Here is a 22,491-nt window from a genome sequence, read left to right on the forward strand (position 1 = left end):
AATAGGCAGCATCCTTTTCCCTTCCGTTATTTTTATTTTGATAGAAAAAACTTTTGAATGTCGTTCCATGTGACGACAAGCATTAACAGCATTAAAAGAGCAAAACCGATAAAGTGAACCATTCCTTCTTTTTGACGGTCGATCGGTTTTCCTCGCAACGCTTCAATTGCAAAAAAGAGCAAACGACCACCGTCAAGAGCTGGGAGAGGCAATAAGTTCACAATTCCAAGGTTAATGCTTAGAAACGCTCCCCATTTCATTAAATAATAAATTCCTGATTGCGCGAATTTGTTTGTCGATACTGCAATTCCTACAGGACCAGAAAGCATATTAAGCGAGAATTGTCCGGTAATTAAATGTCCTAATCCTACGATAATTTCCTTTGTCCAATAATACGTTTCTAATGCTCCCTGTTTCACAGAACCGAGAACCGATTTTTCCATCGGGCCATATACGCCGATTAAGCCAATTGTTTCTCCTTGGACGGTTTTCGCTTTCGGGGTTACAGGAATGTCAAGTACTTTACCGTTTCGTTCTACTTTAAAAATCAATTCCTCTCCCGGATGGGCTCGGATGATATCAACGATTTGTGTCCATGTCGTTACTCGCTCATCGTCGATCGAAAGAACAATATCTCCTTGTTTCAACCCAGCCTCAAGAGCTGCCCCATTTTTTGTCATCTCGCCGATGATCGGCTTATCCACTGGATAGCCCTGCAATAAACCGATGAGGACAAAGACAACAAATGCAAGGACAAAGTTCATGAGCGGTCCAGCAAAAATCGTCATCGCTCGTTGTCCTAACGTCTTAGCGACAAATTGGCGATGATATGGAGCAATTTGAATTTCTTGATGATCGACGACAAAGAACGCTGGTTCATTTATAGAAAAACGCTCTAGTCGCTCTCCATTTTCGTCCTCATAGCCGGCAATGTACATTCCATGTTCTAAATCGGCATGTTCAACTTCAATGATTTTCGCGTTTGGATACTCATCTTTATGATTGATAATGATTTTATTTACCTTTCCATCTTGATCCAATTCAAGCCCGACCACTTGCCCCGGCTTTACTTCGATCATTTCGGGGTCTTCACCCGCCATGCGGACGAAACCGCCTAAAGGCAATAAGCGAATGGTATAAACCGTTTCATTTTTCTTGAATGAAAATACTTTTGGACCAAATCCAATCGCAAATTCGCGACATAAAATTCCTGCGCGCTTTGCAAAAATTAAATGACCAAGCTCATGAAAAAAAACTAGCGCACCGAAAATAACAATAAAAGCAATTACTGTTTCCAATTTTTCAACCACCTTTACGTTAGTAGTGAACGAACATAATGACGCGTATCGGCATCGATTTTGCGAATCTCATCAAGCGTCGGCTCCTTCACCATTTGATGATGTTCCAGCGCTCGTTCAATGTATTCCTCAATCGCTAAAAAAGCAATACGGCCTTGTAAAAATGCCTCGACTGCTTCCTCATTGGCAGCATTGAGCACTGTCGGCAAAGAACCGCCTGCTTTTCCTACCTCATACGCTAATTGTAAACAACGATAACGTGTAAAGTCTACTTTTTGAAAGTGGAGCGTACCGATCTCCGCTAAATTGAGCGGTTTGGCGTTTGACAGTTCCAAGCGGTCCGGATACGTTAACGCATATTGAATCGGTACGCGCATATCTGGTGTACCGAGTTGAGCAATAACGCTGCTATCACGAAATTGAACAAGCGAATGAATAATGCTCTCTCTATGTAGTAAAACATCAATTTGCTCATATGGCAAATGAAATAGCCAATGCGCTTCAATAACTTCGAGCCCTTTGTTCATCATCGTGGCGGAATCAATCGTAATTTTTGCCCCCATCGACCAGTTCGGATGACGCAGTGCTTCCTCCACGGTGACATTTTCCAATTGTTCACGCGTTTTGTCACGAAAGCTGCCGCCTGAAGCGGTTAAAATAATCTTTTCGATATGTTTGGACTGTTCTCCTTGCAAACATTGAAAAATCGCAGAGTGTTCGCTATCGACTGGCAAGAGAGCCACTTCATTCTTTTTAGCTGCTTCCGTTACAATATGGCCAGCAGTCACAAGCGTTTCCTTATTGGCTAAGGCAATCGTTTTTTTTGCTTCGATTGCCTTTAGCGTCGGAACGAGCCCGAGGCTCCCGACAACGGCGTTCACTACTATTGTTGCTTTCGGGTGTGTTGCGACTTCGATTAATCCTTCTTCACCACAAACAATTTTCACTTTTCCCTTGTACTCGCTATGAAGGCGCATACGTGCGCTTTCATCGGCGACGGAAACAAGTTCTGGGGCAAATTCCTCAATAATTGCTCTTCCCACTTCGATATTTTTTCCAATCGCCATGGCGACAAGGCGAAACTCATCTGGGTGCGAACGAATCACATCTAATGTTTGCGTGCCGATTGAACCGCTTGCCCCTAATAAACTAATATATTTCACTACCTTCACTCCTAACTCCCTTACAACGCTACATTTGTGAAAAAGTGTAAAATCGGTAAAATAAACAATAAACTGTCAAATCGGTCTAAAATGCCTCCATGTCCCGGCAAAATGTTTCCTGAATCTTTCACGCCGTAATGTCGCTTAAACGCCGATTCCACCAAATCTCCCATTTGTCCAAATATAGAAAGAATCGCCGTCATCACCAATAAAAGTGGAAAACTTGTAAAAAACCCGGTACATAGTTGGTAAACAGCGGCGACGATAAGGGCGCAAACAATTCCGCCAATCGATCCTTCCACCGTTTTGTTCGGGCTAATTTCCGGCCAAAGCTTTCGTTTTCCCCATGCCCGTCCGATAAAATACGCTCCTGTATCGGTCGCCCATATAATAAATAGCGCATAAAACATATAGTATAGTCCGGTGAAACGGGTTTCCATGAAATAGTAAAAACCAAAACCAACATATAACGTTGACAGTAAAGCAAATCCAGCTTCGTCAAACGTAAATTGATTTTTCGTGATTACTGTATATGTAAGCAATAATAAAACAGCGATAAGAAGCACGTCCGTTTTTGTAACATGAAGTGCGGATAGCCAACCATCATACGGCTCTCGAGTGAGCAATATCCACAAAAAAAGAAAGCTTATAATCCCTTCCATCGAAAAGGCACGAAGATGTTTCATGCGAAACAGTTCAAACAATCCAATCGTTGCTAATACGTATGTTACTATTATAAACGGAACTCCACCAAAAATCACAACCGGTAAAAAAAGTGCGGCGGCGACGACTCCTGTAATGATTCGTTGTTTCATCTCTTTTAAACTCCTCCAAACCGACGACCCCGTTTTTGAAACTCGGCGATCGCCTCTAACAAATGTTGTTCAGTAAAGTCCGGCCAAAGTACATCAGTAAACCAAAACTCCGTGTACGCAAGCTGCCAGAGCATAAAATTGCTTAAACGAATTTCTCCGCTTGTACGAATGAGCAAGTCCGGATCCGCCAAATCTTTGGTCATTAAATATGAAGCGACAAGATCCTCATTGATATCTTCAGGAGATAAAAGGCCTTTCTCCACTTGTTTGGCAATCGACTGAATCGCGTACGTAATTTCAGCACGGCTTCCATAGTTTAAAGCAAAATTCAAAATTAACCCTGTATTTTGTTTCGTCTCGGCAATCGCTTGCTCCACAGCACGTCGTGTATGGTCAGGTAATTGCTCGCGATTACCGATCACGCGAACGTTGACATTTTCCTCGATTAATTCCGGTAGAAATGTCGTTAAAAACTGTTCGGGAAGTTTCATTAAATATTCGACTTCGCTTTTCGGCCTCTTCCAATTTTCTGTCGAAAATGCATATAAAGTAAGCACTTTAATTCCTAACTCGTTCGCAAAGCGAGTAATTTTTCGTACTACTTGCATTCCTTCATAATGTCCAGCTGCACGTGGCAGCGCTCGCTTTTTCGCCCACCGCCCATTGCCGTCCATTATGATCGCCACATGCTCCGGAATGGGGTGGCGCAATATTTCTTCTTTTGTATAGGATAGGGACAAAGGCGATTGTTTTTTATCTTTCCAAATTTTACCAAACATACTAGTCCTCCGCCTTTATGTATTTTACTACTAATGTATCATGAGGCTAGTGAAATCAGAAGTAACGATTTCTCGAAAATGAACAAATATACCTCATTTTGCTTCTCCATTATAACAAAAAAACCCTCCATCAACATAGAGGGTCTTTATTGTTTATAATTACACTTCCATAACTTCTTTTTCTTTCTCTTTTGTAATTGCCTCGATTTTCGCAATGTGTTCATCGGTAATTTTTTGGATATCATCGGTGTAACCGCGCAATTCATCTTCGGTAATTTCACCGTTTTTCTCGAGCTTTTTCAATTCATCATTCGCATCGCGACGAATATTGCGCACAGCAACTTTTGCTTCCTCGGAATATTTTTTTACAAGTTTTACAAGCTCACGACGACGCTCTTCTGTTAATGGAGGAATCGTAATACGAATGACAGAACCGTCGTTAGAAGGCGTTAAGCCTAAATCAGATGCTAAAATTGCTTTTTCGATGTCTTTCAAAATCGACTTGTCATAAGGTTGGATGACAAGTAAGCGCGCTTCTGGTACATTAATGCCTGCTAATTGATTCACTGGTGTAGGTACTCCGTAATAGTCAACAGTGACTTTCTCAAGCAATCCCGGATTTGCTCTTCCGGCACGAATCGTTGCTAATTCACGACTGAATGCTTGAACTGCTTTATCCATTTTTTCTTTTGCTGTTGTGAGCACTTGTTTCGCCATGATTATTTCCCCCTTACAATTGTTCCAATATTTTCACCGAGCACAGCTCGTTTAATATTGCCTTCTTCGGTAATCGAGAAAACAATGAGTGGAATGTTATTATCCATACATAAAGACGAAGCAGTCGAATCCATCACACCAAGCCCTTGTTTGATGACATCAAGGTAGGAAAGCTCATCGTATTTCACCGCGTTTTCATCAACTTTCGGGTCAGCGCTATATACACCATCAACGTTATTTTTTGCCATTAAAATAACATCTGCTTCAATTTCCGCTGCCCGCAGTGCAGCAGTCGTATCTGTCGAGAAATATGGATTTCCTGTTCCTGCCGCAAAAATCACAACGCGTTTTTTCTCGAGATGGCGAATCGCTCTTCTTCTTATGTATGGCTCGGCTACTTGGCGCATTTCAATTGATGTTTGCACACGCGTCTCGACGCCAAGATTTTCAAGGCTATCTTGAAGAGCAAGCGAATTCATGACCGTTGCGAGCATTCCCATATAGTCCGCCGTTGCCCGATCCATTCCCATCTCGCTTCCTGTTTTTCCGCGCCAAATGTTGCCCCCACCAACAACAACCGCTACTTCGACACCTAATTCCGCTACTTCTTTTACTTGTTTAGCGATTGATTGAATAATAGTGGGATTAATTCCAAACCCCTGTTCACCGGCTAACGCTTCGCCACTCAGTTTTAATACGATACGTTTATACTTCGGGTTGCTCATGTTAGACCTCCATGCAGCTAGTCTTTAAAAATAGGGAACACGCAGTGTGTTCCCTATTCGCTCCGGTCATTACTTTCTTACTTGGTTCATGACTTCTTCAGCGAAGTTGTCTTGACGTTTTTCAATTCCTTCGCCTACTTCGTAACGAACGAAGCTTTTTACAGTAGCACCGTTTGATTCAACAAATTGGCGAACTTTCATGTCTGGGTTCTTGACAAATGCTTGCTCTAACAAGCAAATATCTTCGTAAAATTTGTTTAAGCGGCCTTCAACCATTTTTGCCACGATGTTTTCTGGTTTTCCTTCGTTCAATGCTTGTTGCGTTAATACTTCGCGCTCGCGAGCAATTTCTTCTTGTGATACTTGGTCGCGAGACACGTATTTTGGATTTAATGCCGCAATATGCATTGCTACATCTTTAGCTACTTCTTCGTTTGTTGTTCCTTCTAATAATGTTAATACGCCGATGCGACCACCCATGTGCAAGTATGCACCAAACGCAGCATTGTCGCCTTTTTCAACAATTTCAAAGCGACGTAATGTTAACTTTTCACCAATTTTCGCAATTGCTGCATTAATATGGTCTTGAACTGTTGTTCCGTTATCCATTTTTTGCTGAAGCGCTTCTTCTAGCGTAGCTGGTTTATGTTTTAACAAGTGCGCAGCAAGCTCTTTTACAAGCGTTTTGAAGCCTTCGTTTTTCGCTACGAAATCCGTTTCCGAGTTAACTTCTAAAATAACCGCTGTGTTGCCGTCCACTTCAATTAATGTTGTTCCTTCCGCTGCAATGCGATCTGCTTTTTTCGCTGCTTTCGCGATTCCCTTTTCGCGGAGCCAGTCAATTGCTTTTTCCATATCGCCGTTTGTTTCTGTGAGCGCTTTTTTGCAATCCATCATGCCTGCGCCCGTTTTTTCACGTAATTCTTTAACCATTTGAGCTGTAATTGCCATGAATAAAATCCTCCTTTAGTCTTTGCATATATGTATGAACAAAATTCGCAAGGCAAATTTTGTTTTTCTCAGCCATCATTAGTATAGCCAAGAAAAAATGTTTTCTGTCTCAAAAAAAGGTGATAAAAGGCTTTCCCCTCTTATCACCTTTCCAAACATTACTCAGCGGCTACAACTGCTTCTTCGCCTTGTTTTGCTTCTAAAATCGCATCGGCAATTTTAGATGTAAGAAGTTTTACTGCACGAATCGCGTCGTCGTTCGCTGGAATGACGTAGTCGATTTCATCTGGATCGCAGTTTGTATCAACAATACCGATGACCGGAATGTTTAATTTACGCGCTTCTGCTACAGCGATGCGCTCTTTACGTGGGTCGATGACAAACAATGCATCCGGTAGTTGTTTCATTTCTTTAATGCCGCCTAAAAATTTCTCTAAGCGTTCTTGTTCTTTCTTTAAGCGGATGACTTCTTTTTTCGGCAATACATCAAATATGCCGTCTTCTTCCATTTTCTCAATTTCTTTTAAACGCTTAATGCGCTTTTGAATCGTTTCAAAGTTGGTTAACGTACCGCCTAACCAACGTTGGTTTACATAGAACATACCGGAACGTTCTGCTTCTTCTTTAACAGAATCTTGCGCTTGTTTTTTCGTACCAACGAACAAGATTTTTCCGCCGTTAGCTGCTAATTCTTTCACGAAGTTGTATGCTTCCTCGACTTTTTTTACTGTTTTTTGTAAGTCGATGATATAAATGCCGTTGCGCTCTGTGAAAATATATTTTTTCATTTTTGGGTTCCAACGGCGAGTTTGGTGCCCGAAGTGTACACCAGCTTCAAGCAATTGCTTCATAGAAATGACTGACATGCTTTTTCCTCCTACTTGTTTGGTTTTGATTCCTCCGCCCATTTCATCTTTAAGCAAGACTGACTCACTCGTCAGCACCTTTGCTTAAATCGATGAGCGTGTGTATTCACACCATGTAAAAATATATCACAACTAAAAGTGACAATCAAGCTATATTTGACTACCTTTGCCGAAATTTAAGCAACAGCTCAATTTCTGTTTTTCCTTTTTTTAAAATCTTCGCGATTTCTTCGATTGTTTTTCCATTTTTATGTAATTGTATCGCTCGCTCAGCGATGGATGAAGAAGAGCCAATCTCAACTTTGTCGGTGATGGCTTCGATGTTCGGAAGATGCGTTGGCCACTCTTGTTCCACCGGCGCTACCGTTTGCGATGATGAATGAGTGTTTGTCTTCGATGATGGTGTCGCCGTGTTGCTATGCGGCGGAAGACTTTGTTCCGGCTCCGAGCTAGGAGATTTCGATGATGATGTTATCACTTCATCAGCCGGCTGATTGACTGCTTCAGATAACGCATTAAGGAAACGGTCATTTTCTTCCTTCCATTCTACTAAATAGGCGGAAACGGTATGTTCGATGTCTTTGATTAGTTGCGTTTGCCGCTTTTCAACTTCTTTTACTTTTGACCATTGCAAATATAATAAAATGATCACTAAAAACGAAATGGCATGTAATATGAAACTAACGACTAATAAAAACGCTATCATTGAACCCCTCTATCCCTTGACATCAATGTTGTTTCCTTTGTACGGATGCATAGTTTCGCTTTCTTTTTCGCGACGAACGTTTGCACTTGAGCGCTTCTGCGTTACTTGCCGACGCATACGTTCGTCTTGTTTTTGCGTCTCTTGAGTGAGATGTGCTTGCACAAGCTGCGACTGTTGCTGCAGTTCGTCTTGTATTTTTCCAACATCGTACATTCTTGGAAGTGCGATTTGTAACTCAACCAACTTTAAACTCACATTCATCACTTCCTTTACCGAAATACACAGGCAAGGTGTACCTAAGACGAATCAACTTGGACAGTCCTTCACCCTATTAACTTTTCCGACATATACTATATGATAAAACAAGAACTGATGTTTCGTTCTTCTTTAAAAACTGCATAGGTAAGAAATAGCTCAGCCAAACTCTTGTTGAACGTAAAACCTACGAAGCCATTAAGAACAAAATATCAAAACACTAAACCGAATATCAGACATGCTTGATCATAGAGCGCATGTCTACGGAACTATATGCGCTGCCGTGAGAGGGGATACCTCCCCTGAACTTGAGCCATATCCGATGGAAAAATGCCCATCGGTCGAATCACCCAAGAACCTTGCTGTTGTAGCTGTGGGAGTGCCAAGAAACTAAAAAGCTTGTTCAAGAATTTTTCGCAGCTTAAAAATAGCCTTTGAGTGAATTTGTGAAATTCTTGACGTCGAAAGCCCCATGATTTGTCCAATCTCTGTTAAGGTGAGCTCCTCTTTATAAAATAAGCTAATGACGAGCTGCTCTTTTTCGCTTAATTGTTGAATCACTTCAGCCAGCTTTTCATATAGTTCTTGTTTTAACACTATTTCCTCAGGGGAGAGCGCTTGTTCATCACGAATCGCTAACGAACTGTCTTCCTCTTCATTTTCGTTTGGTCGATCGTGAAGCGATAAAACGTTGGCAAAAAATCCTTCATTCACTACGCTATATACTTCTTCTTCGGTCATTCCTAATTCATCCGCCACTTCTTTGGCTGTAACGGTTCGCATATATCGTTGCTCTAGCTTTTCAATCGTTGCTTCAATTTTTTTGGCCTTTTCTCTTGTGCTGCGCGGAAGCCAATCTTCTTTTCTTAATCCGTCCAAAATGGCACCGCGAATACGAAACGAAGCGTAGGTATCGAATTTTAAATCGCGAGAAGGGTCAAATTTTTCGAGCGCGTCGTAAAGACCCATTAAACCAAAACTGATTAACTCTTGATGATTGATATTTTTCGGTAAAGACGCAATCATTCGTTGAACATGATAATGAACGAGTGGCATATATTTTTGTACAAGTTCATCGCCAGCTTGCGGATCGCGATGATATATCCAATTGTTCCAATGTTTCTGTTCTTCGCTCGCTGAGATGTTGGTCATTGTACCCCTCCTCGTTCGCTAGAAACCGACCGATCGTTTTACTGATTTTTGCCATCATTAGGATGATTCGTGATATGGCGAATATAGTCGGCTATTTTTTTCGCTTCGTCTTCCGTCAGCTCTTTCGTCAATGATTGTAATTCTTCTTCATTTAACATAAGGGGAGGCTCTGTTTGATCCTTTCGAATGTAAGCAATCATCCACCGAAAAACATATCCGCTGAAAAAGAAGATAATAAACGCCGTAATGCTTCGGATCACTGTTGTCATTACATTATTCGCGGAAAAAGAAAGGAGGAAGACGATGAGCAATCCGAATAATCCCAATAATAAATTCCACCAACTTGCCATTATATTTCCTTTACCCCTTGGCTGACTGTACGAATCAACAACAGCCCTGTTTTTGGATTAAATTCGATCGTTCGTCCGCTGTTTCCCCCAACATCTTCTGCGATAATCGGAATATGAAAGCGTTGCAATTGTTGTTTGACTGCTTCTACATTTCTCGGTCCAATTCTCATCATATCCGTATTCGCAGAGGTAGACTGAAACTGGAACATTTGCGCTCCCCCAGCCATTTTTGCCTTTAAGACTCCTTTTCTTCCGCCTGCTTGAACAACAAGATGAATCAACGCCTCTATCGCTGTGTCAGCATACTTAGCTACATTGATGTTTTCCGCACGCGCTAACGATGAATCAGGTAACATGACATGCGCTAACCCAGCCACTTCTTTCATATGATCAAAAATCACCACTCCGACACATGACCCTAATCCAGATGTTCGAATGACATTTGGGGCTTTGACAACATTCATATCAGCAATGCCGACTTTGACAACCTGAACAATTTCATTCATGAAGTTCCACACCTAACGCACGAAAAATAGGTGCGAACGAATCTGGATCAGGGAGTAAAAAGAAGTGCCCGTTAACGCTATCTTGTGGTTGTTGTTCTTCATGTAGAGCCGTATCAATGACAATGGCATAATCGCCAACACGCGACAACTCAATCAGCCCATATTGTAAAATAGCCCCAATCATATCAACCGTTAGCGCAGGTACAGACGGATATAGTTTCAAATGAGTAAAGTCCGCCAGCGCGGAAAGGTACGATCCGGCTAATATATTTCCTAACTCTTGGAATGCAGATACCCCTAATTCTGATTGCTGGCCTGTAAATGAAAATTGTGCGTCTCCCGTCATTTGTTGGATAAAATGCTCCGCTTGAGGCAAAGACAGAACGAAAAACATATTGCCCGGAGCGTCCCCTTCAATACGTAGAAAAACAGAAGCTACAACATGCTCGGCCCCGCCGACTAGTTCCATCACTTCATCGAAGGAAACAATTTGCACATTTGGAACCGTCATTTCGATTTTTTTGTTTAGTAATTGGGAAAGGGCTGTCGCCGCATTTCCCGCCCCGATGTTTCCGATTTCTTTTAAGATATCTATATGATCATCATTCAAGCCACTTAAGTACGGCATTTGTATCCCCGCCTAATTTGTTACGAGTGTTTTTCTAATACTTTTTCTAAATCAAGCAAAATGAGGAGTCTTTTGTCAATCTTTGCCACACCGTGAATATAGTCAACTTCTACCGCTTCAATTACTTCAGGAGTAGGCTCAATGCTATGTGCTGGAATGTCTAATACATCATTAGCCGCATCGACAATAAAACCGACTTCCACTTCGTCGACAGCAACAATAATGATGCGTGTCTGTTCAGAAAAAGGCGCTGCCTCGATTCCGAACCGCTCTCGTAAGTCGATAATAGGCGTCACTACTCCCCGTAAATTAATAACCCCTTTTACAAAATGAGGAGTGCGCGGAACGCGGGTAATGTGTTGCACTTTTTCGATGGAACGAACTTGTTGAACAGGAATGGCATACTCCTCATCTTTTAATTGAAACACGATGACTTTTAACTCTGCCTCTTGAACTTCCATCATTTTCGTTTTCTCCTTTCGGAAACAAGGTCGTCGTTTTGTCGTTTTATTTGATTAACGCATTACAATCAATGATTAGCGCTACTTGTCCGTCTCCTAAAATGGTTGCGCCAGAAATGGCGAACACAGATGTTAAGTAGTTTCCTAATGATTTTAATACGACTTCTTGCTGACCGATAAATGAGTCAACAACAAGACCTGCCATTTTTTCTCCTTTGCGAACGATAACAACAGATAACGTATCGCTTTCTTCTTTGGAAACAGGCACTTCAAAAATATCTCTTAAGAATAAAAGAGGGACAACTTTTCCACGGAAATCGATCACTTTTTGATTATGGGCATGTAAAATATCCTCTTTTTTAATCATAGCCGTTTCAATAATCGAAGATAGTGGAATCGCATATTTTTCATCTTGAATTTCGACAAGCATGACCGAAATGATCGACAACGTTAACGGCAATTGAATGGAAAAGATTGAGCCGACTCCTTCTTGAGAATCAATCGTTACTGAACCGCCGAGCGACTCAATCGTACTTTTCACAACATCCAGCCCGACCCCGCGCCCGGAAATATCAGAAATTTTATCAGCAGTAGAAAAGCCAGAAGCAAAAATAAGCTCATATACTTGTTTATCCGTTAGATTTGCTGCATTTTGTTTCGAGATAATTCCTTTATTGATCGCTTTTTGCAGTACTTTTTCACGGTTAATGCCAGCACCGTCGTCTTCGATTTCGATAAATACATGGTTACCGCTGTGATATGCCTTTAACTTTACCGTTCCTTCTTCAGGTTTGCCTTTGGCACGGCGCACATCCGGCGTTTCGATGCCATGGTCTATCGCGTTGCGAAGCAAGTGAACGAGCGGATCACCAATTTCATCAATGACAGTGCGGTCTAATTCTGTTTCTGCTCCGATGATTTCTAAATGGATTTTTTTACCCAAGTCACGCGCCAATTGTCGCACCATTCTCGGAAAGCGATTAAAGACTGTTTCAACCGGCACCATTCGCATATTTAAAATAATGTTTTGCAGATCGCTTGAGATGCGCGACATTCGTTCTACTGTCTCATGAAGTTCTGGGTTATTTAATTCACGAGAAATTTGTTCTAACCGTCCTCTGTCGATGACGAGTTCCTCAAATAAGTTCATTAAAATATCGAGCCGTTCAATATTCACGCGAATCGTTTTATTCACTGCCGTCGTTTGTTTGTGCGTTGTGCTTGTTTCTTGTTCATGTTTTTTTCCCTTTTTTTCTTCCTTTTGCAATGTCGCGGCTACTTCCATTTTTTGTTGATGAACTTCCGACTCTGATATGTCGTGTTCGTTCGTTCCTTTTAGTTCATCTATATCAAATCGGGTCACAGTGACTTCTTCAAGCTCGGAAACTTTCATAACTCGTCGATACAGCTCGTCTTCTGATTCTTTTGAAACGACCGTGACAATAAACTCTTGGTCGAACTGTTCTTCTTCTAATAGCTCCGCAGGCGGATTTGATTTAATGACCTCTCCTACTTGATTCAATGTTTCAAATACCATAAACACACGCGCTGCTTTCAACAAGCAATCCGCACGCAATTTGACGCGAATCTCGTAGGTAAAAAATCCTTGCTCTTTTGATTGTTGCAACACATTGTACTCAAACTCTCCATACGTTTGTGTCAGCGTTGCATTAGAAGAATGCGTTGTTCGCTCAGTTTTCGTCGCAACTGGCGATTCCCCTTGTTCAATACGTTTTAATTGTTCGACAACCTCTTCTACATCTCGTTTGCCGTCCCCACCTTCAGCAATGGAGTTCACCATTGCCTCCAAATCATCAACGGCACGAAAGACGACGTCCAATATTTCCGGAGTAACGGTAATTTTATGGTTACGAATACCGTCTAATACATTTTCCATTTTATGGGTTAAGTTAGCCAAATCTTCAAACCCCATCGTTGCTGACATGCCTTTTAACGTATGCGCCGAGCGGAAAATTTCATTGACGATTGAAATATCGTCAGGACTTTTCTCCAACTCCAACAGTTGCTCATTAATCGTCTGCAAATGCTCTTTGCTTTCATCAACAAACACTTCTAAATATTGGCTCATATCCATGGCTTCTACACCCCTTGCCCGTCTACATATTTCATCATCGTTTCTGCGATTTTTTCTAAAGGAGTAACGTGATCAACGATATTCGCGGCAATCGCCGCTTTTGGCATTCCGAATACGACCGCTGTTTCCTCTGATTCCGCAATCGCCTTTGTATTTCCGCTTTCTTTTAGCTTCCTTAACCCCGCTGTTCCATCGGATCCCATTCCTGTCATAATGACCGCAATTTTTTCATAGTCTGATAGATCGCTGACCGATTCGAATAACACATCGACAGATGGACGATGCCCATTTCGCGGTAGCGATTGTTCCACCCGGGCTACAAGCGCCTCTCCGGAGCGAGCGACTAGCAAATGGAATCCCCCTGGCGCAATGTAAGCCGTGCCATTTTGTAATACTTCCCCATCTTCTGCCTCTTTTACATGAATGCGAGAGAGGGAATCGAGGCGCTGCGCTAACGATTTCGTAAATCCCTTTGGCATATGTTGAACAATAACGATGGGAGCGGCTATATGTTTTGGCAGTTGTGTTAACACTTGTTGCAGGGCACGCGGTCCCCCCGTCGATGTACCGATACAAACAATTTTTTTCTGACGTGCAGTTGAAGAAATCGGTCGCGACGGCTTTAGTTCTATTTTACTATATGACTGAAGAAGCGGACTAGTTGTTGTTTCTATGCGCGCCTGCTTTTCCATCGTGCGCAAGTTCGCGCGGCTGGCCAAAATAACTTTATGAATGAGTTCTTCTTTTACCTTGTGCAAATCAAGCGAAATCGTTCCGGACGGCTTCGTGACAAAATCAATCGCTCCGTACTGCATCGCTAAAATTGTGTTTTCCGCTCCCTCTTTCGTCGTGCTCGACAACATCACCACCGGAAGCGGATGCTCGTGCATGATTTGTTTTAACGCCTCTAATCCGTTCATCACCGGCATCTCGACATCTAATGTGACAACATCTGGCCTCAGAGACGAAATTTTTTCGAGAGCATCTTTGCCGTTTCGTGCCGTTCCAATCACCTTGATTTGCGGGTGTTCAGATAAAAAATCGGTAATAACTTTTCGCATAAAGGCAGAGTCATCAACAACTAATACATGAATGGTTTTCATGAGTCCCTACCTTTCTAACAATAATTTCCTAATTCTAGTAAAAAAGTTGGATGAACGAGAGAGCAATTCTTCATCCGCCGTCCGGTTCGCTAAATATCGGTCTGTAAGCCGGAACATCGCACGGCTTACTTTTGTTGTCGGATCAAAAAGTACAAATGGAGTTTGTTTCGTTACCGCCCTTAGTACAGCGCGGTCTTCCGGCAAAACACCGAGTTTTGTTACCTCTTTTCCAAGAAAATGTTTCATAGCATTGGTTAACCTTTGCAGCGTTTCCCGACCTTCTTGATCAGTGAGTGCTCGGTTAACAACTAAATAAAAAGGAATGTTTTTGTCTAGCATATGAATATATTTCATTGCGGCATAAGCGTCGGTAATAGCTGTTGGCTCTGGTGTCGTAATCACAAAAATTTCATGGACAGATCTTAGCAATTGCAGCCGGTCTTCGGAAATACCAGCCCCCATATCAAAAATAAAGTAGTCATATTGTGCGGAAACGGATTGCAATTCGTTTAGAAAATAATGGACTTTTTCCTCATCCATCGTAAAAATTTTCGTTAATCCTGTTCCACCAGCGATAAATGATAGGTTTTCTGGTCCTTTTTTGATAAGATCGTGAATCGAAAGGTGCTGATGAAACAAATCGATTATCGTTGTATGGGACGGTTGACCTAGTAAAATATCAATATTTGCCATACCGATATCCATGTCAAACAACAATACGTTAAAGCCTTGTTTGGATAGACTAAGAGAAAAATTTAAGGAAAAATTCGATTTCCCGACACCGCCTTTTCCGCTCATGACCGCAATGGCTTTTGTTTCTTTTTTTTGATTCATCTGACTTAATCGCAACCGTAAACTTTCTGCTTGATCTCTCATCTTCGCTCGACCCCAAACAATATATTCGCCACCATTTCTGGGGATGCCTCAATAATGTCATCAGGAACATTTTGACCATTCGTCAAATACGCCGCACCAATTTTCGAATCGACCATTAATCGAAGCATCGCCCCATAATGGCTTGTTTCATCCAATTTCGTGAAAATGAATCGATCGATGTGAATAGCAGCAAACTGTTCGTATATCGCTTTCATATCGATCCATTTTGCCGTTAAAGCGAGGACAAGGAACGTTTCCATTTCTTCATTAAAATCAATGATTTTCTGTAGATCGTTCACATATTGTGGGTTACGAAAATTTCGTCCGGCTGTATCGATAAAGACAATGTCATAGTGTTCTAGCTTTTTCTTAGCCTCCCGAAAATCTTCCATATTATAACAAACTTCCAGTGGCACATCTAAAATTTTGGCATATGTTTTTAATTGATCAATCGCGGCAATCCGATACGTATCCGTTGTCATAAATGCGACTTTTTTTCGATGCTTTAAGACACATTCAGCCGCCATTTTCGCCAATGTTGTCGTTTTGCCTACTCCCGTCGGTCCGACGACATTTACGTATTTCTTATTAAACGAAATTCCGCCAAAAGCAAGTCCTTCTAACTGTTTTCCTACTACTTCCTTTGCCCACATGAACAATTGCTCTTTAGTAGCATTGGCATGGTGCAAATACCAGCGCTCTAACAGATGTGCCATAATGTCTTGACGCAGATCGCTTGAAACTTCTTGCTCCACAAGCAAGTCGTTTAGTTCATTTAGCGGTTGAGGATATTGGGCAAACTCGGTTGTCACATTGGTAGACAGCTGCTTGATCATTGTCTTTAATTCATGTAACTCATGCAACAATGCCGCATCTTCCAGCGGCTTTTTTTCCTCTACCAAAGAGGTGAACGAGCGAGAGGCATCCCTTTTCTCCGCCACCGCCGAACGTGCTGGTTTTGGGTCAACAGCTGCAATGACTTCAATATTTTTCTTTGTAAACAGCCCGAAAAAACCGCCTTTATGGACGACTTTCGAATTTAAAATGACCGCGTCACTTCCTAATTCGGCACGAATCATTTTCATGGCTTCCGGCATGGAAGGCGCAACAAACTTTTTCACTTTCATTCAATATCCACCATCCCAACGCTTTGAACTTCAACGTTTGCCTCTAGTTCGTTATAGGATAATACAGGAACATTCGGAAAATATCTCTCCGTTAATTGGCGAACATACATCCGAACAGCAGGCGAACAAAGTAAAATCGGCGTCTGATTTTGAAGCGAATGTTGTTCAAGCTGAGATGCCACCGCTTCTATAATTGCTTGTGATACAGCCGGATCTAATGATAAGTAATTTCCGTGTTCTGTCTGATGAACTCCCTCCGCAATCGCTTTTTCCACTTTTCCAGACAACGTAATGACTCGTAACGGTTCCCCCGCTACAACATATTGACTTGTGATTTGTCGCGCTAATGCTTGGCGTACATATTCTGTCAATACATCGGTATCGCTCGTCATTCGGGCAAAATCGGCTAATGTCTCGAAAATGACCGGCAAATTGCGAATGGATACTTTTTCTTTTAATAATTTGGCTAGCACCTTTTGAACGTCACCAATCGAAAGCGGGGTTGGTGTGACTTCTTCGACTAATATCGGATACGACTCTTTCAGATGGTCAACTAATTGTTTTGTTTCTTGTCGTCCTAACAGCTCATGGGCATGCGCCTTCAGTACTTCCGTAATATGCGTCGAGACAACCGATGGCGGATCGACAACGGTATAGCCCAACATTTCTGCTTGTTCCTTCATGTCCTCCGAAATCCATTTTGCCGGCAGCCCAAACGCCGGTTCAACAGTATCAATTCCCTCGATCGAATCATCTTCTACGCCGGGACTCATCGCCAAATAATGGTCAAGCAGCAGTTCTCCTCGTGCCACTTCGTCCCCTTTAATTTTGAGACGATATTCGTTTGGCTGCAGCTGAATATTGTCGCGAATTCGAACAACGGGGATCACTAAGCCTAGCTCTAATGCTAATTGCCGGCGAATCATAACAATGCGATCGAGCAAATCACCGCCTTGATTCGCATCAGCAAGTGGAATCAGCGCGTATCCAAATTCAAACTCAATCGGATCAACACTTAATAGGTTGACAACACTTTCCGGACTTTTCATTTGATCCATCTCTGCTTCTTCTTGCTCTTCTACAGACATCTCTTCTTCTTTCATCGGCTTAGCAGAGAAATGATATCCCCCAAGCGCAAGCAATCCAGCAATCGGAATCGTTAATACATCATTAATCGGCGTCAACAATCCTAATAGAAAAATAGTGCCTGCTGTCACATAAAGCATTTTTGGAAACGCAAAAAGCTGCCTCATAATATCAGCACCAAGGTTGCTATCTGATGCTGCGCGGGTCACAACAATACCAGTCGCAGTTGAAATAAGCAACGCCGGAATTTGGCTGACAATGCCGTCCCCAACGGTCAATAACGTATACCGTTGCGCCGCTTCAGCGACATCAAGCCCTTGCTGAACAACCCCAACGACCATTCCAAACAGCATATTAATCACAACGATGATAATGCCGGCAATAGCGTCTCCTTTTACGAATTTGCTTGCACCGTCCATTGCTCCATAAAAATCGGCTTCCTGCGCCACTTTTTCGCGGCGTTCACGCGCTTGTTGCTCTGAAATCATCCCTGCGTTCAAATCAGCATCAATGCTCATTTGTTTTCCCGGCATCGCATCTAATGTAAAACGTGCCGCTACTTCCGATACGCGCTCTGCCCCTTTCGTAATGACGACAAATTGAATGATAATTAAAATTAAGAAAACAACGAAGCCGACAACGACGTTTCCACCAACTACGAATGTGCCAAATGTTTCGACGACACCGCCAGCTTCCCCTTTACTTAAAATTGAGCGCGTGGTTGACACGTTAAGCCCTAAGCGAAACAACGTCAGCAACAGCAATAAAGAAGGAAAAATCGAAAATTGTAACGGTTCACGCATATTCATGGAAGTAAGGAGAACTAAAAGCGCAAGAGAAATATTGATAATAATGAGAACGCTAAGCAGCCACGACGGCAGCGGAATAATCAGCATCGCTACAATTAATACAACCATCAATAATACCGATAAATCTCTTGCTGGCATGAAATTTCTCTCCTTGAATGTTCTACTAAACTTTTCGTTTTAGACGATATACGTACGCTAAAATTTCAGCAACCGCCTTGAAAAATTGCTCTGGTATCATATCGCCAATCTCTGTCTGATGATAGAGCGCTTGAGCAAGCGGACGATTTTCCACGGTGACGACATCATGCTCTTTTGCTAGTTGTTTAATCTTTAACGCTATATAGTCAACACCTTTTGCCACTACAACCGGCGCGTCCATCTTTCCGTCTTCGTACTTCAGTGCGATCGCATAGTGCGTAGGGTTGGTGATGACGACATCCGCTTTCGGCACTTCTTGCATCATTCGCTTCATCGCCATTTCCCGTTGTTTTTGCTTAATTTTTGATTTGATTAGGGGATCGCCTTCTGTTTTCTTATACTCATCTTTAATGTCTTGCTTGGACATGCGGATATTTTTTTCAAAATCAAAACGTTGATATAAATAATCGAAAAAAGCAAGGAACAATAAAGCAGCGGAAGCATAAAGCCCCATTTTCACCGCTAAACTAGCTAACGAGCTTAATGTCGTATCAAGCGATTGCGTTGTTAACGATAAAATATGATCAAGCTCAAACCATAAAACAGAAAAGGTGACGACTCCAATAACCGTTATTTTCAAAATCGACTTTAATAATTCTACGATGGATCGCAACGACACAATTCGTTTGAATCCTTGAATTGGATCGAGTTTGCTTAACTTTATTTGCAGCGGTTCTGTCGTAAACAAGAAGCCCACTTGTAAAAAGTTAGCAAAAAATGCCCCGGCGATGGCTGCGCAAAAAATCGGTGCAATCGTTCCTGCGATGTCTTTGAGGATGCGGATAAACACCGCATGAACGGAATCGATGGTTATGTCGGTAAACATATATTGTTCCAACGACTGACGCAATAGACGTAAAAATACATCTTTGTACAAATGACCAGAAAATAGTAGAACGATAAAGACAACAAGCAACACAACAGCGGTATTGACATCGGCACTTTTGGCGACTTGTCCTTTTTCGCGCACTTCTTGGCGTTTTCGCGGCGTCGCTTTCTCTGTCTTTTCTCCGGCAAAAAACTGCAAATCCAGGCGCAATCTATTCATTTATTTGCCCCCTAGCAAACTCATAAACTCCCGCATCGATACAAACATCGTTTCAAACAAATGCTGGACAGCGACAAACATGGTTGTCATCGTCACCATTAACAAGATAAAGGTAACAACAATTTTCACCGGCAATCCCACGACAAAAATATTTAATTGCGGTACTGTTCTTGCAACAATTCCTAAAGCTACATCGACTAAAAATAAGCAACCAACAATCGGTACCGACATTTGGAAGGCGATCACAAACATTTGACTAAATGCTTTAATGACATACTCAATGGCATGTCCTTGATCAAACAAAGCCCAACGATGAAGCGGGATGAATCGGTAACTATAAAATACTCCATCTAATAGCACGTGATGCCCGTTCACCGCCAACAATAACAATAAAGCAAAGGTATAAAAATACTGTCCCATTAACGGACTTTGGGCACCTGTTTGCGGGTCGATGACGTTCGCAATCGCAAATCCCATCTGAAAATCGATGAGTCCACCGACGATTTGAATCGCTGAAACAATCATGTACGCAAACAATCCAATGCAAAGGCCGACAAGCACCTCTTTAATTACAAGTAGTACATACGTCTCATCAAGAGCAATTTGTTCTTTTGGAATCGTAAAAAACATAATCCAACTGATAAAGAACGATAATCCGATTTTATGAGCAGCGGGAATCGTTCGGTACGAAAATAGCGGCAATGTGGCAAAAAAGGAAGCCACTCGAGCAAATACTAATAAAAACGCTGGGAAATTTGAAAACAGCTGTTCCATCTTTCATCAGCCTATAAATCTCGTTAAATTATTAAAAATATCATACGCGTACGAAACCATTCTAGAAAGCATCCACGGTCCAAAAAAAACGAGACCAAGTAAAACAGCGACAATTTTCGGCACAAACGCGAGCGTTTGCTCTTGAATTTGCGTCGTCGCTTGAAAAATGCTAATAATCAACCCTACGGCAAGGGCTAGTAACAGCAGCGGACCACAAACGATTAAAGTCGTATATACGCCGCGTTCCGCCATATGAATCACAAAATCAGCACTCACGTATGTCACCTACTTTATTGAAAACTTTCAAGCAATGATTTCACAACTAAATACCAGCCATCTACAAGCACAAACAGTAAAATTTTAAATGGCAGCGAAATCATTACCGGCGGAAGCATCATCATTCCCATGGACATCAGCACGCTTGCCACCACCATATCGATGACGAGAAACGGAATGAAAATCATAAATCCCATTTGAAATGCTGTCTTAATTTCGCTAATCGCAAACGCAGGAACAAGTGCCGTCAACGGAATATCTTTCACGCTTTTCGGTTTTTCGACGCCGCTGTATGATAAAAATAAGGCTAAATCTTTTTGACGAGTCTGCTTGCTCATAAACTCTTTAATCGGCACCGAAGCGCGTTCATACGCTTGCTCTAGATTAATTTTTTCAGAAAACAGCGGCTGAAGCGCTTGGTCATTAATCTCCTTAAACGTAGGGGCCATAATGAAAAACGTTAAAAATAGAGCCAGACCGATTAATACTTGGTTTGGAGGCATTTGCTGTGTTCCAAGCGACGTACGAACAAACGACAACACAATAATAATGCGTGTAAAGCAAGTCATCATAATTAAAATGCCCGGTGCAATAGATAATACCGTCAATAACAGCAACAATTTTACAGACATTGAGACATGTTCAGGAGCAACTTGGTTAAAAAATTGCATAAATTCACTCATCAGACGCTGTTCCCCTCTGTTCAATCTGCTTTAACAATTCATTGCGTTTATTCGATAGCTCCTGCATTTGCTTCGCAAAGATGTCGCGAAACGGGATTTCCTCGCTGGCAGGCTCTTTCCTCTGCGTAAAGGGCGCTTGCAAAGAGGAAATCCAGCGATTCGGCTCCAACATTTGTTGCAGCTTTTCGTTATGCATAGATAAGATTTCATTGATTTCTTCCTCATCGTCAATTTCCCGCAACAGTTGAATCGACTCCCCGACCCCGATGACCAAAATGCGGTTTCCTACTTTCAATAGCTGTACAGATCGGTTCGTACCAACACTCGTACCGCCAAGGTGTTCAATAATTCCGCGCTTTCCTGAAAGCAAACGTCCACGCTGATTCATAAACCGCAACAAGCCATAAATCAATAGAAGAACGAAGGCAGTCGCACCAATGAGTTTCACGATATCCCAAACCGAAAAAGAAGGGGCCGCCTGCACCGCCGAAGAATGGGAGTCACTTTTCGTTGCGGTCGACTGATCTTGACATGTGTCTGGATGTTGTAAACACTCTTTCACAGTAGGAGATTGCTCCGCAAAAACAGGAAACCCTGTTTGCGAAGCAATAAACATCACGATACATAAAAACAAAGAAATGATTCGCAAACGAAACAAACTTGTTCCACCTCTTATTGTTTATCCAAGTGTTTTGTTAATGGCCTCAAGAACACGATCAGCTTGGAATGGCTTAACGATAAAGTCTTTTGCTCCCGCTTGAATGGCGTCAATTACCATCGCTTGCTGCCCCATTGCTGAACACATAATGATTTTGGCGTTGCTATCAAACTTTTTAATTTCTTTCAATGCTGTAATGCCGTCCATCTCCGGCATCGTAATATCCATCGTAACTAAATCGGGACGCGTTTCTTTATACTTTTCTACTGCTTGCAAGCCATCAGCTGCTTCCGCCACAACTTCATGCCCGTTTTTCGTTAAAATATCCTTGATCATCATTCGCATAAATGCTGCATCATCCACGATTAGTATTCTTGCCATTTGCA

26 protein-coding genes are annotated in these 22,491 nt (G+C 42.0%); all 26 read right to left on the reverse strand.

Going from position 1 to position 22,491, the window contains the following annotated elements; genetic code table 11:
- Positions 1-32: 32 nt before the first annotated feature.
- A complete protein-coding gene (rseP, locus tag HNR31_RS03565; protein ID WP_181554895.1) occupies positions 33-1,298 on the reverse strand; it encodes an RIP metalloprotease RseP in 1,266 nt (421 codons plus the stop codon).
- 14 nt (positions 1,299-1,312) lie between these two features.
- Positions 1,313-2,461 carry a 1-deoxy-D-xylulose-5-phosphate reductoisomerase gene (locus HNR31_RS03570; protein WP_181554896.1) on the reverse strand — a complete coding sequence of 383 codons (1,149 nt, stop codon included), beginning with the start codon at positions 2,459-2,461 and terminating at the stop codon, positions 1,313-1,315.
- 20 nt (positions 2,462-2,481) lie between these two features.
- Complete coding sequence (locus HNR31_RS03575) at positions 2,482-3,276, reverse strand: phosphatidate cytidylyltransferase (RefSeq protein ID WP_181554897.1); 795 nt, start codon at positions 3,274-3,276, stop codon at positions 2,482-2,484.
- Between the two features lie 5 nt (positions 3,277-3,281).
- On the reverse strand, positions 3,282-4,055 hold the full coding sequence (locus tag HNR31_RS03580; protein ID WP_181554898.1) for an isoprenyl transferase: 774 nt from the start codon (positions 4,053-4,055) through the stop codon (positions 3,282-3,284).
- Between the two features lie 159 nt (positions 4,056-4,214).
- Positions 4,215-4,772, reverse strand: a complete 558-nt coding sequence (gene frr, locus HNR31_RS03585; protein WP_181554899.1) for a ribosome recycling factor — start codon at positions 4,770-4,772, stop codon at positions 4,215-4,217.
- Positions 4,773-4,774: 2 nt separating this feature from the next.
- Positions 4,775-5,497 (reverse strand): UMP kinase, encoded by a 723-nt coding sequence (pyrH, locus tag HNR31_RS03590; protein WP_181554900.1) that lies wholly within the window; start codon positions 5,495-5,497, stop codon positions 4,775-4,777.
- Positions 5,498-5,566: 69 nt separating this feature from the next.
- Positions 5,567-6,448 carry a translation elongation factor Ts gene (gene tsf / locus HNR31_RS03595; RefSeq protein ID WP_181554901.1) on the reverse strand — a complete coding sequence of 294 codons (882 nt, stop codon included), beginning with the start codon at positions 6,446-6,448 and terminating at the stop codon, positions 5,567-5,569.
- 158 nt (positions 6,449-6,606) lie between these two features.
- Positions 6,607-7,314, reverse strand: a complete 708-nt coding sequence (rpsB, locus tag HNR31_RS03600) for a 30S ribosomal protein S2 (RefSeq protein WP_181554902.1) — start codon at positions 7,312-7,314, stop codon at positions 6,607-6,609.
- 160 nt (positions 7,315-7,474) lie between these two features.
- A complete protein-coding gene (locus HNR31_RS03605) occupies positions 7,475-8,020 on the reverse strand; it encodes a hypothetical protein (protein WP_181554903.1) in 546 nt (181 codons plus the stop codon).
- A 9-nt stretch (positions 8,021-8,029) separates the two neighbouring features.
- The gene (locus HNR31_RS03610) at positions 8,030-8,281 is read right to left on the reverse strand and encodes a hypothetical protein (RefSeq protein WP_220129393.1); all 252 of its coding nucleotides are present in this window, start codon (positions 8,279-8,281) and stop codon (positions 8,030-8,032) included.
- Between the two features lie 384 nt (positions 8,282-8,665).
- Positions 8,666-9,427 (reverse strand): FliA/WhiG family RNA polymerase sigma factor, encoded by a 762-nt coding sequence (locus HNR31_RS03615; RefSeq protein ID WP_181554905.1) that lies wholly within the window; start codon positions 9,425-9,427, stop codon positions 8,666-8,668.
- Between the two features lie 38 nt (positions 9,428-9,465).
- Positions 9,466-9,777, reverse strand: a complete 312-nt coding sequence (locus HNR31_RS03620; RefSeq protein WP_181554906.1) for a hypothetical protein — start codon at positions 9,775-9,777, stop codon at positions 9,466-9,468.
- Positions 9,777-10,283 carry a chemotaxis protein CheD gene (locus tag HNR31_RS03625; protein WP_181554907.1) on the reverse strand — a complete coding sequence of 169 codons (507 nt, stop codon included), beginning with the start codon at positions 10,281-10,283 and terminating at the stop codon, positions 9,777-9,779. The genes HNR31_RS03620 and HNR31_RS03625 overlap by 1 nt, the downstream gene beginning before the upstream one ends.
- The gene (locus HNR31_RS03630; RefSeq protein ID WP_181554908.1) at positions 10,276-10,911 is read right to left on the reverse strand and encodes a chemotaxis protein CheC; all 636 of its coding nucleotides are present in this window, start codon (positions 10,909-10,911) and stop codon (positions 10,276-10,278) included. The genes HNR31_RS03625 and HNR31_RS03630 overlap by 8 nt, the downstream gene beginning before the upstream one ends.
- A gap of 20 nt (positions 10,912-10,931) precedes the next feature.
- On the reverse strand, positions 10,932-11,375 hold the full coding sequence (locus tag HNR31_RS03635; protein ID WP_181554909.1) for a chemotaxis protein CheW: 444 nt from the start codon (positions 11,373-11,375) through the stop codon (positions 10,932-10,934).
- A gap of 43 nt (positions 11,376-11,418) precedes the next feature.
- Positions 11,419-13,467: a chemotaxis protein CheA gene (locus HNR31_RS03640; protein ID WP_181554910.1), complete on the reverse strand. Its 2,049-nt coding sequence runs from the start codon at positions 13,465-13,467 to the stop codon at positions 11,419-11,421.
- 5 nt (positions 13,468-13,472) lie between these two features.
- On the reverse strand, positions 13,473-14,570 hold the full coding sequence (locus HNR31_RS03645; protein WP_181554911.1) for a protein-glutamate methylesterase/protein-glutamine glutaminase: 1,098 nt from the start codon (positions 14,568-14,570) through the stop codon (positions 13,473-13,475).
- A gap of 6 nt (positions 14,571-14,576) precedes the next feature.
- The gene (locus HNR31_RS03650; RefSeq protein ID WP_181554912.1) at positions 14,577-15,446 is read right to left on the reverse strand and encodes a MinD/ParA family protein; all 870 of its coding nucleotides are present in this window, start codon (positions 15,444-15,446) and stop codon (positions 14,577-14,579) included.
- A complete protein-coding gene (gene flhF, locus HNR31_RS03655) occupies positions 15,443-16,573 on the reverse strand; it encodes a flagellar biosynthesis protein FlhF (RefSeq protein ID WP_181554913.1) in 1,131 nt (376 codons plus the stop codon). Before flhF ends, HNR31_RS03650 begins: the two co-directional genes overlap by 4 nt.
- Positions 16,570-18,606 (reverse strand): flagellar biosynthesis protein FlhA, encoded by a 2,037-nt coding sequence (flhA, locus tag HNR31_RS03660; RefSeq protein ID WP_181554914.1) that lies wholly within the window; start codon positions 18,604-18,606, stop codon positions 16,570-16,572. Before flhA ends, flhF begins: the two co-directional genes overlap by 4 nt.
- A gap of 25 nt (positions 18,607-18,631) precedes the next feature.
- Positions 18,632-19,714 (reverse strand): flagellar biosynthesis protein FlhB, encoded by a 1,083-nt coding sequence (gene flhB, locus HNR31_RS03665; RefSeq protein ID WP_181554915.1) that lies wholly within the window; start codon positions 19,712-19,714, stop codon positions 18,632-18,634.
- Positions 19,715-20,488, reverse strand: a complete 774-nt coding sequence (gene fliR, locus HNR31_RS03670; RefSeq protein ID WP_181554916.1) for a flagellar biosynthetic protein FliR — start codon at positions 20,486-20,488, stop codon at positions 19,715-19,717.
- Positions 20,489-20,494: 6 nt separating this feature from the next.
- On the reverse strand, positions 20,495-20,764 hold the full coding sequence (gene fliQ, locus HNR31_RS03675; RefSeq protein WP_181554917.1) for a flagellar biosynthesis protein FliQ: 270 nt from the start codon (positions 20,762-20,764) through the stop codon (positions 20,495-20,497).
- A gap of 14 nt (positions 20,765-20,778) precedes the next feature.
- Positions 20,779-21,447 carry a flagellar type III secretion system pore protein FliP gene (fliP, locus tag HNR31_RS03680; RefSeq protein ID WP_181554918.1) on the reverse strand — a complete coding sequence of 223 codons (669 nt, stop codon included), beginning with the start codon at positions 21,445-21,447 and terminating at the stop codon, positions 20,779-20,781.
- Positions 21,440-22,105: a flagella biosynthesis regulatory protein FliZ gene (fliZ, locus tag HNR31_RS03685; RefSeq protein WP_181554919.1), complete on the reverse strand. Its 666-nt coding sequence runs from the start codon at positions 22,103-22,105 to the stop codon at positions 21,440-21,442. Before fliZ ends, fliP begins: the two co-directional genes overlap by 8 nt.
- A 21-nt stretch (positions 22,106-22,126) precedes the next feature.
- Positions 22,127-22,486 (reverse strand): response regulator, encoded by a 360-nt coding sequence (locus HNR31_RS03690; RefSeq protein WP_181554920.1) that lies wholly within the window; start codon positions 22,484-22,486, stop codon positions 22,127-22,129.
- Between the last annotated feature and the right edge of the window lie 5 nt (positions 22,487-22,491).

Source organism: Thermaerobacillus caldiproteolyticus, from assembly GCF_013761245.1.
Classification (GTDB): Bacteria; Bacillota; Bacilli; order Bacillales; family Anoxybacillaceae; genus Thermaerobacillus; species Thermaerobacillus caldiproteolyticus.

Bases quoted from the DNA above. Each gene is read 5' to 3' on its own strand.
- HNR31_RS03650 (WP_181554912.1), bottom strand. From the start codon at position 15,446: ATGAGAGATCAAGCAGAAAGTTTACGGTTGCGATTAAGTCAGATGAAT.
- HNR31_RS03605 (WP_181554903.1), bottom strand. From the start codon at position 8,020: ATGATAGCGTTTTTATTAGTCGTTAGTTTCATATTACATGCCATTTCG.
- HNR31_RS03630 (WP_181554908.1), bottom strand. From the start codon at position 10,911: ATGCCGTACTTAAGTGGCTTGAATGATGATCATATAGATATCTTAAAA.
- pyrH (WP_181554900.1), bottom strand. From the start codon at position 5,497: ATGAGCAACCCGAAGTATAAACGTATCGTATTAAAACTGAGTGGCGAA.
- flhB (WP_181554915.1), bottom strand. From the start codon at position 19,714: ATGAATAGATTGCGCCTGGATTTGCAGTTTTTTGCCGGAGAAAAGACA.
- fliP (WP_181554918.1), bottom strand. From the start codon at position 21,447: ATGAGTGAATTTATGCAATTTTTTAACCAAGTTGCTCCTGAACATGTC.
- frr (WP_181554899.1), bottom strand. From the start codon at position 4,772: ATGGCGAAACAAGTGCTCACAACAGCAAAAGAAAAAATGGATAAAGCA.
- rpsB (WP_181554902.1), bottom strand. From the start codon at position 7,314: ATGTCAGTCATTTCTATGAAGCAATTGCTTGAAGCTGGTGTACACTTC.
- flhF (WP_181554913.1), bottom strand. From the start codon at position 16,573: ATGAAAGTGAAAAAGTTTGTTGCGCCTTCCATGCCGGAAGCCATGAAA.
- HNR31_RS03640 (WP_181554910.1), bottom strand. From the start codon at position 13,467: ATGGATATGAGCCAATATTTAGAAGTGTTTGTTGATGAAAGCAAAGAG.
- HNR31_RS03645 (WP_181554911.1), bottom strand. From the start codon at position 14,570: ATGAAAACCATTCATGTATTAGTTGTTGATGACTCTGCCTTTATGCGA.
- HNR31_RS03575 (WP_181554897.1), bottom strand. From the start codon at position 3,276: ATGAAACAACGAATCATTACAGGAGTCGTCGCCGCCGCACTTTTTTTA.
- HNR31_RS03580 (WP_181554898.1), bottom strand. From the start codon at position 4,055: ATGTTTGGTAAAATTTGGAAAGATAAAAAACAATCGCCTTTGTCCCTA.
- HNR31_RS03620 (WP_181554906.1), bottom strand. From the start codon at position 9,777: ATGGCAAGTTGGTGGAATTTATTATTGGGATTATTCGGATTGCTCATC.
- HNR31_RS03610 (WP_220129393.1), bottom strand. From the start codon at position 8,281: ATGAATGTGAGTTTAAAGTTGGTTGAGTTACAAATCGCACTTCCAAGA.
- HNR31_RS03690 (WP_181554920.1), bottom strand. From the start codon at position 22,486: ATGGCAAGAATACTAATCGTGGATGATGCAGCATTTATGCGAATGATG.
- fliR (WP_181554916.1), bottom strand. From the start codon at position 20,488: ATGGAACAGCTGTTTTCAAATTTCCCAGCGTTTTTATTAGTATTTGCT.
- flhA (WP_181554914.1), bottom strand. From the start codon at position 18,606: ATGCCAGCAAGAGATTTATCGGTATTATTGATGGTTGTATTAATTGTA.
- HNR31_RS03635 (WP_181554909.1), bottom strand. From the start codon at position 11,375: ATGATGGAAGTTCAAGAGGCAGAGTTAAAAGTCATCGTGTTTCAATTA.
- tsf (WP_181554901.1), bottom strand. From the start codon at position 6,448: ATGGCAATTACAGCTCAAATGGTTAAAGAATTACGTGAAAAAACGGGC.
- HNR31_RS03615 (WP_181554905.1), bottom strand. From the start codon at position 9,427: ATGACCAACATCTCAGCGAGCGAAGAACAGAAACATTGGAACAATTGG.
- HNR31_RS03625 (WP_181554907.1), bottom strand. From the start codon at position 10,283: ATGAATGAAATTGTTCAGGTTGTCAAAGTCGGCATTGCTGATATGAAT.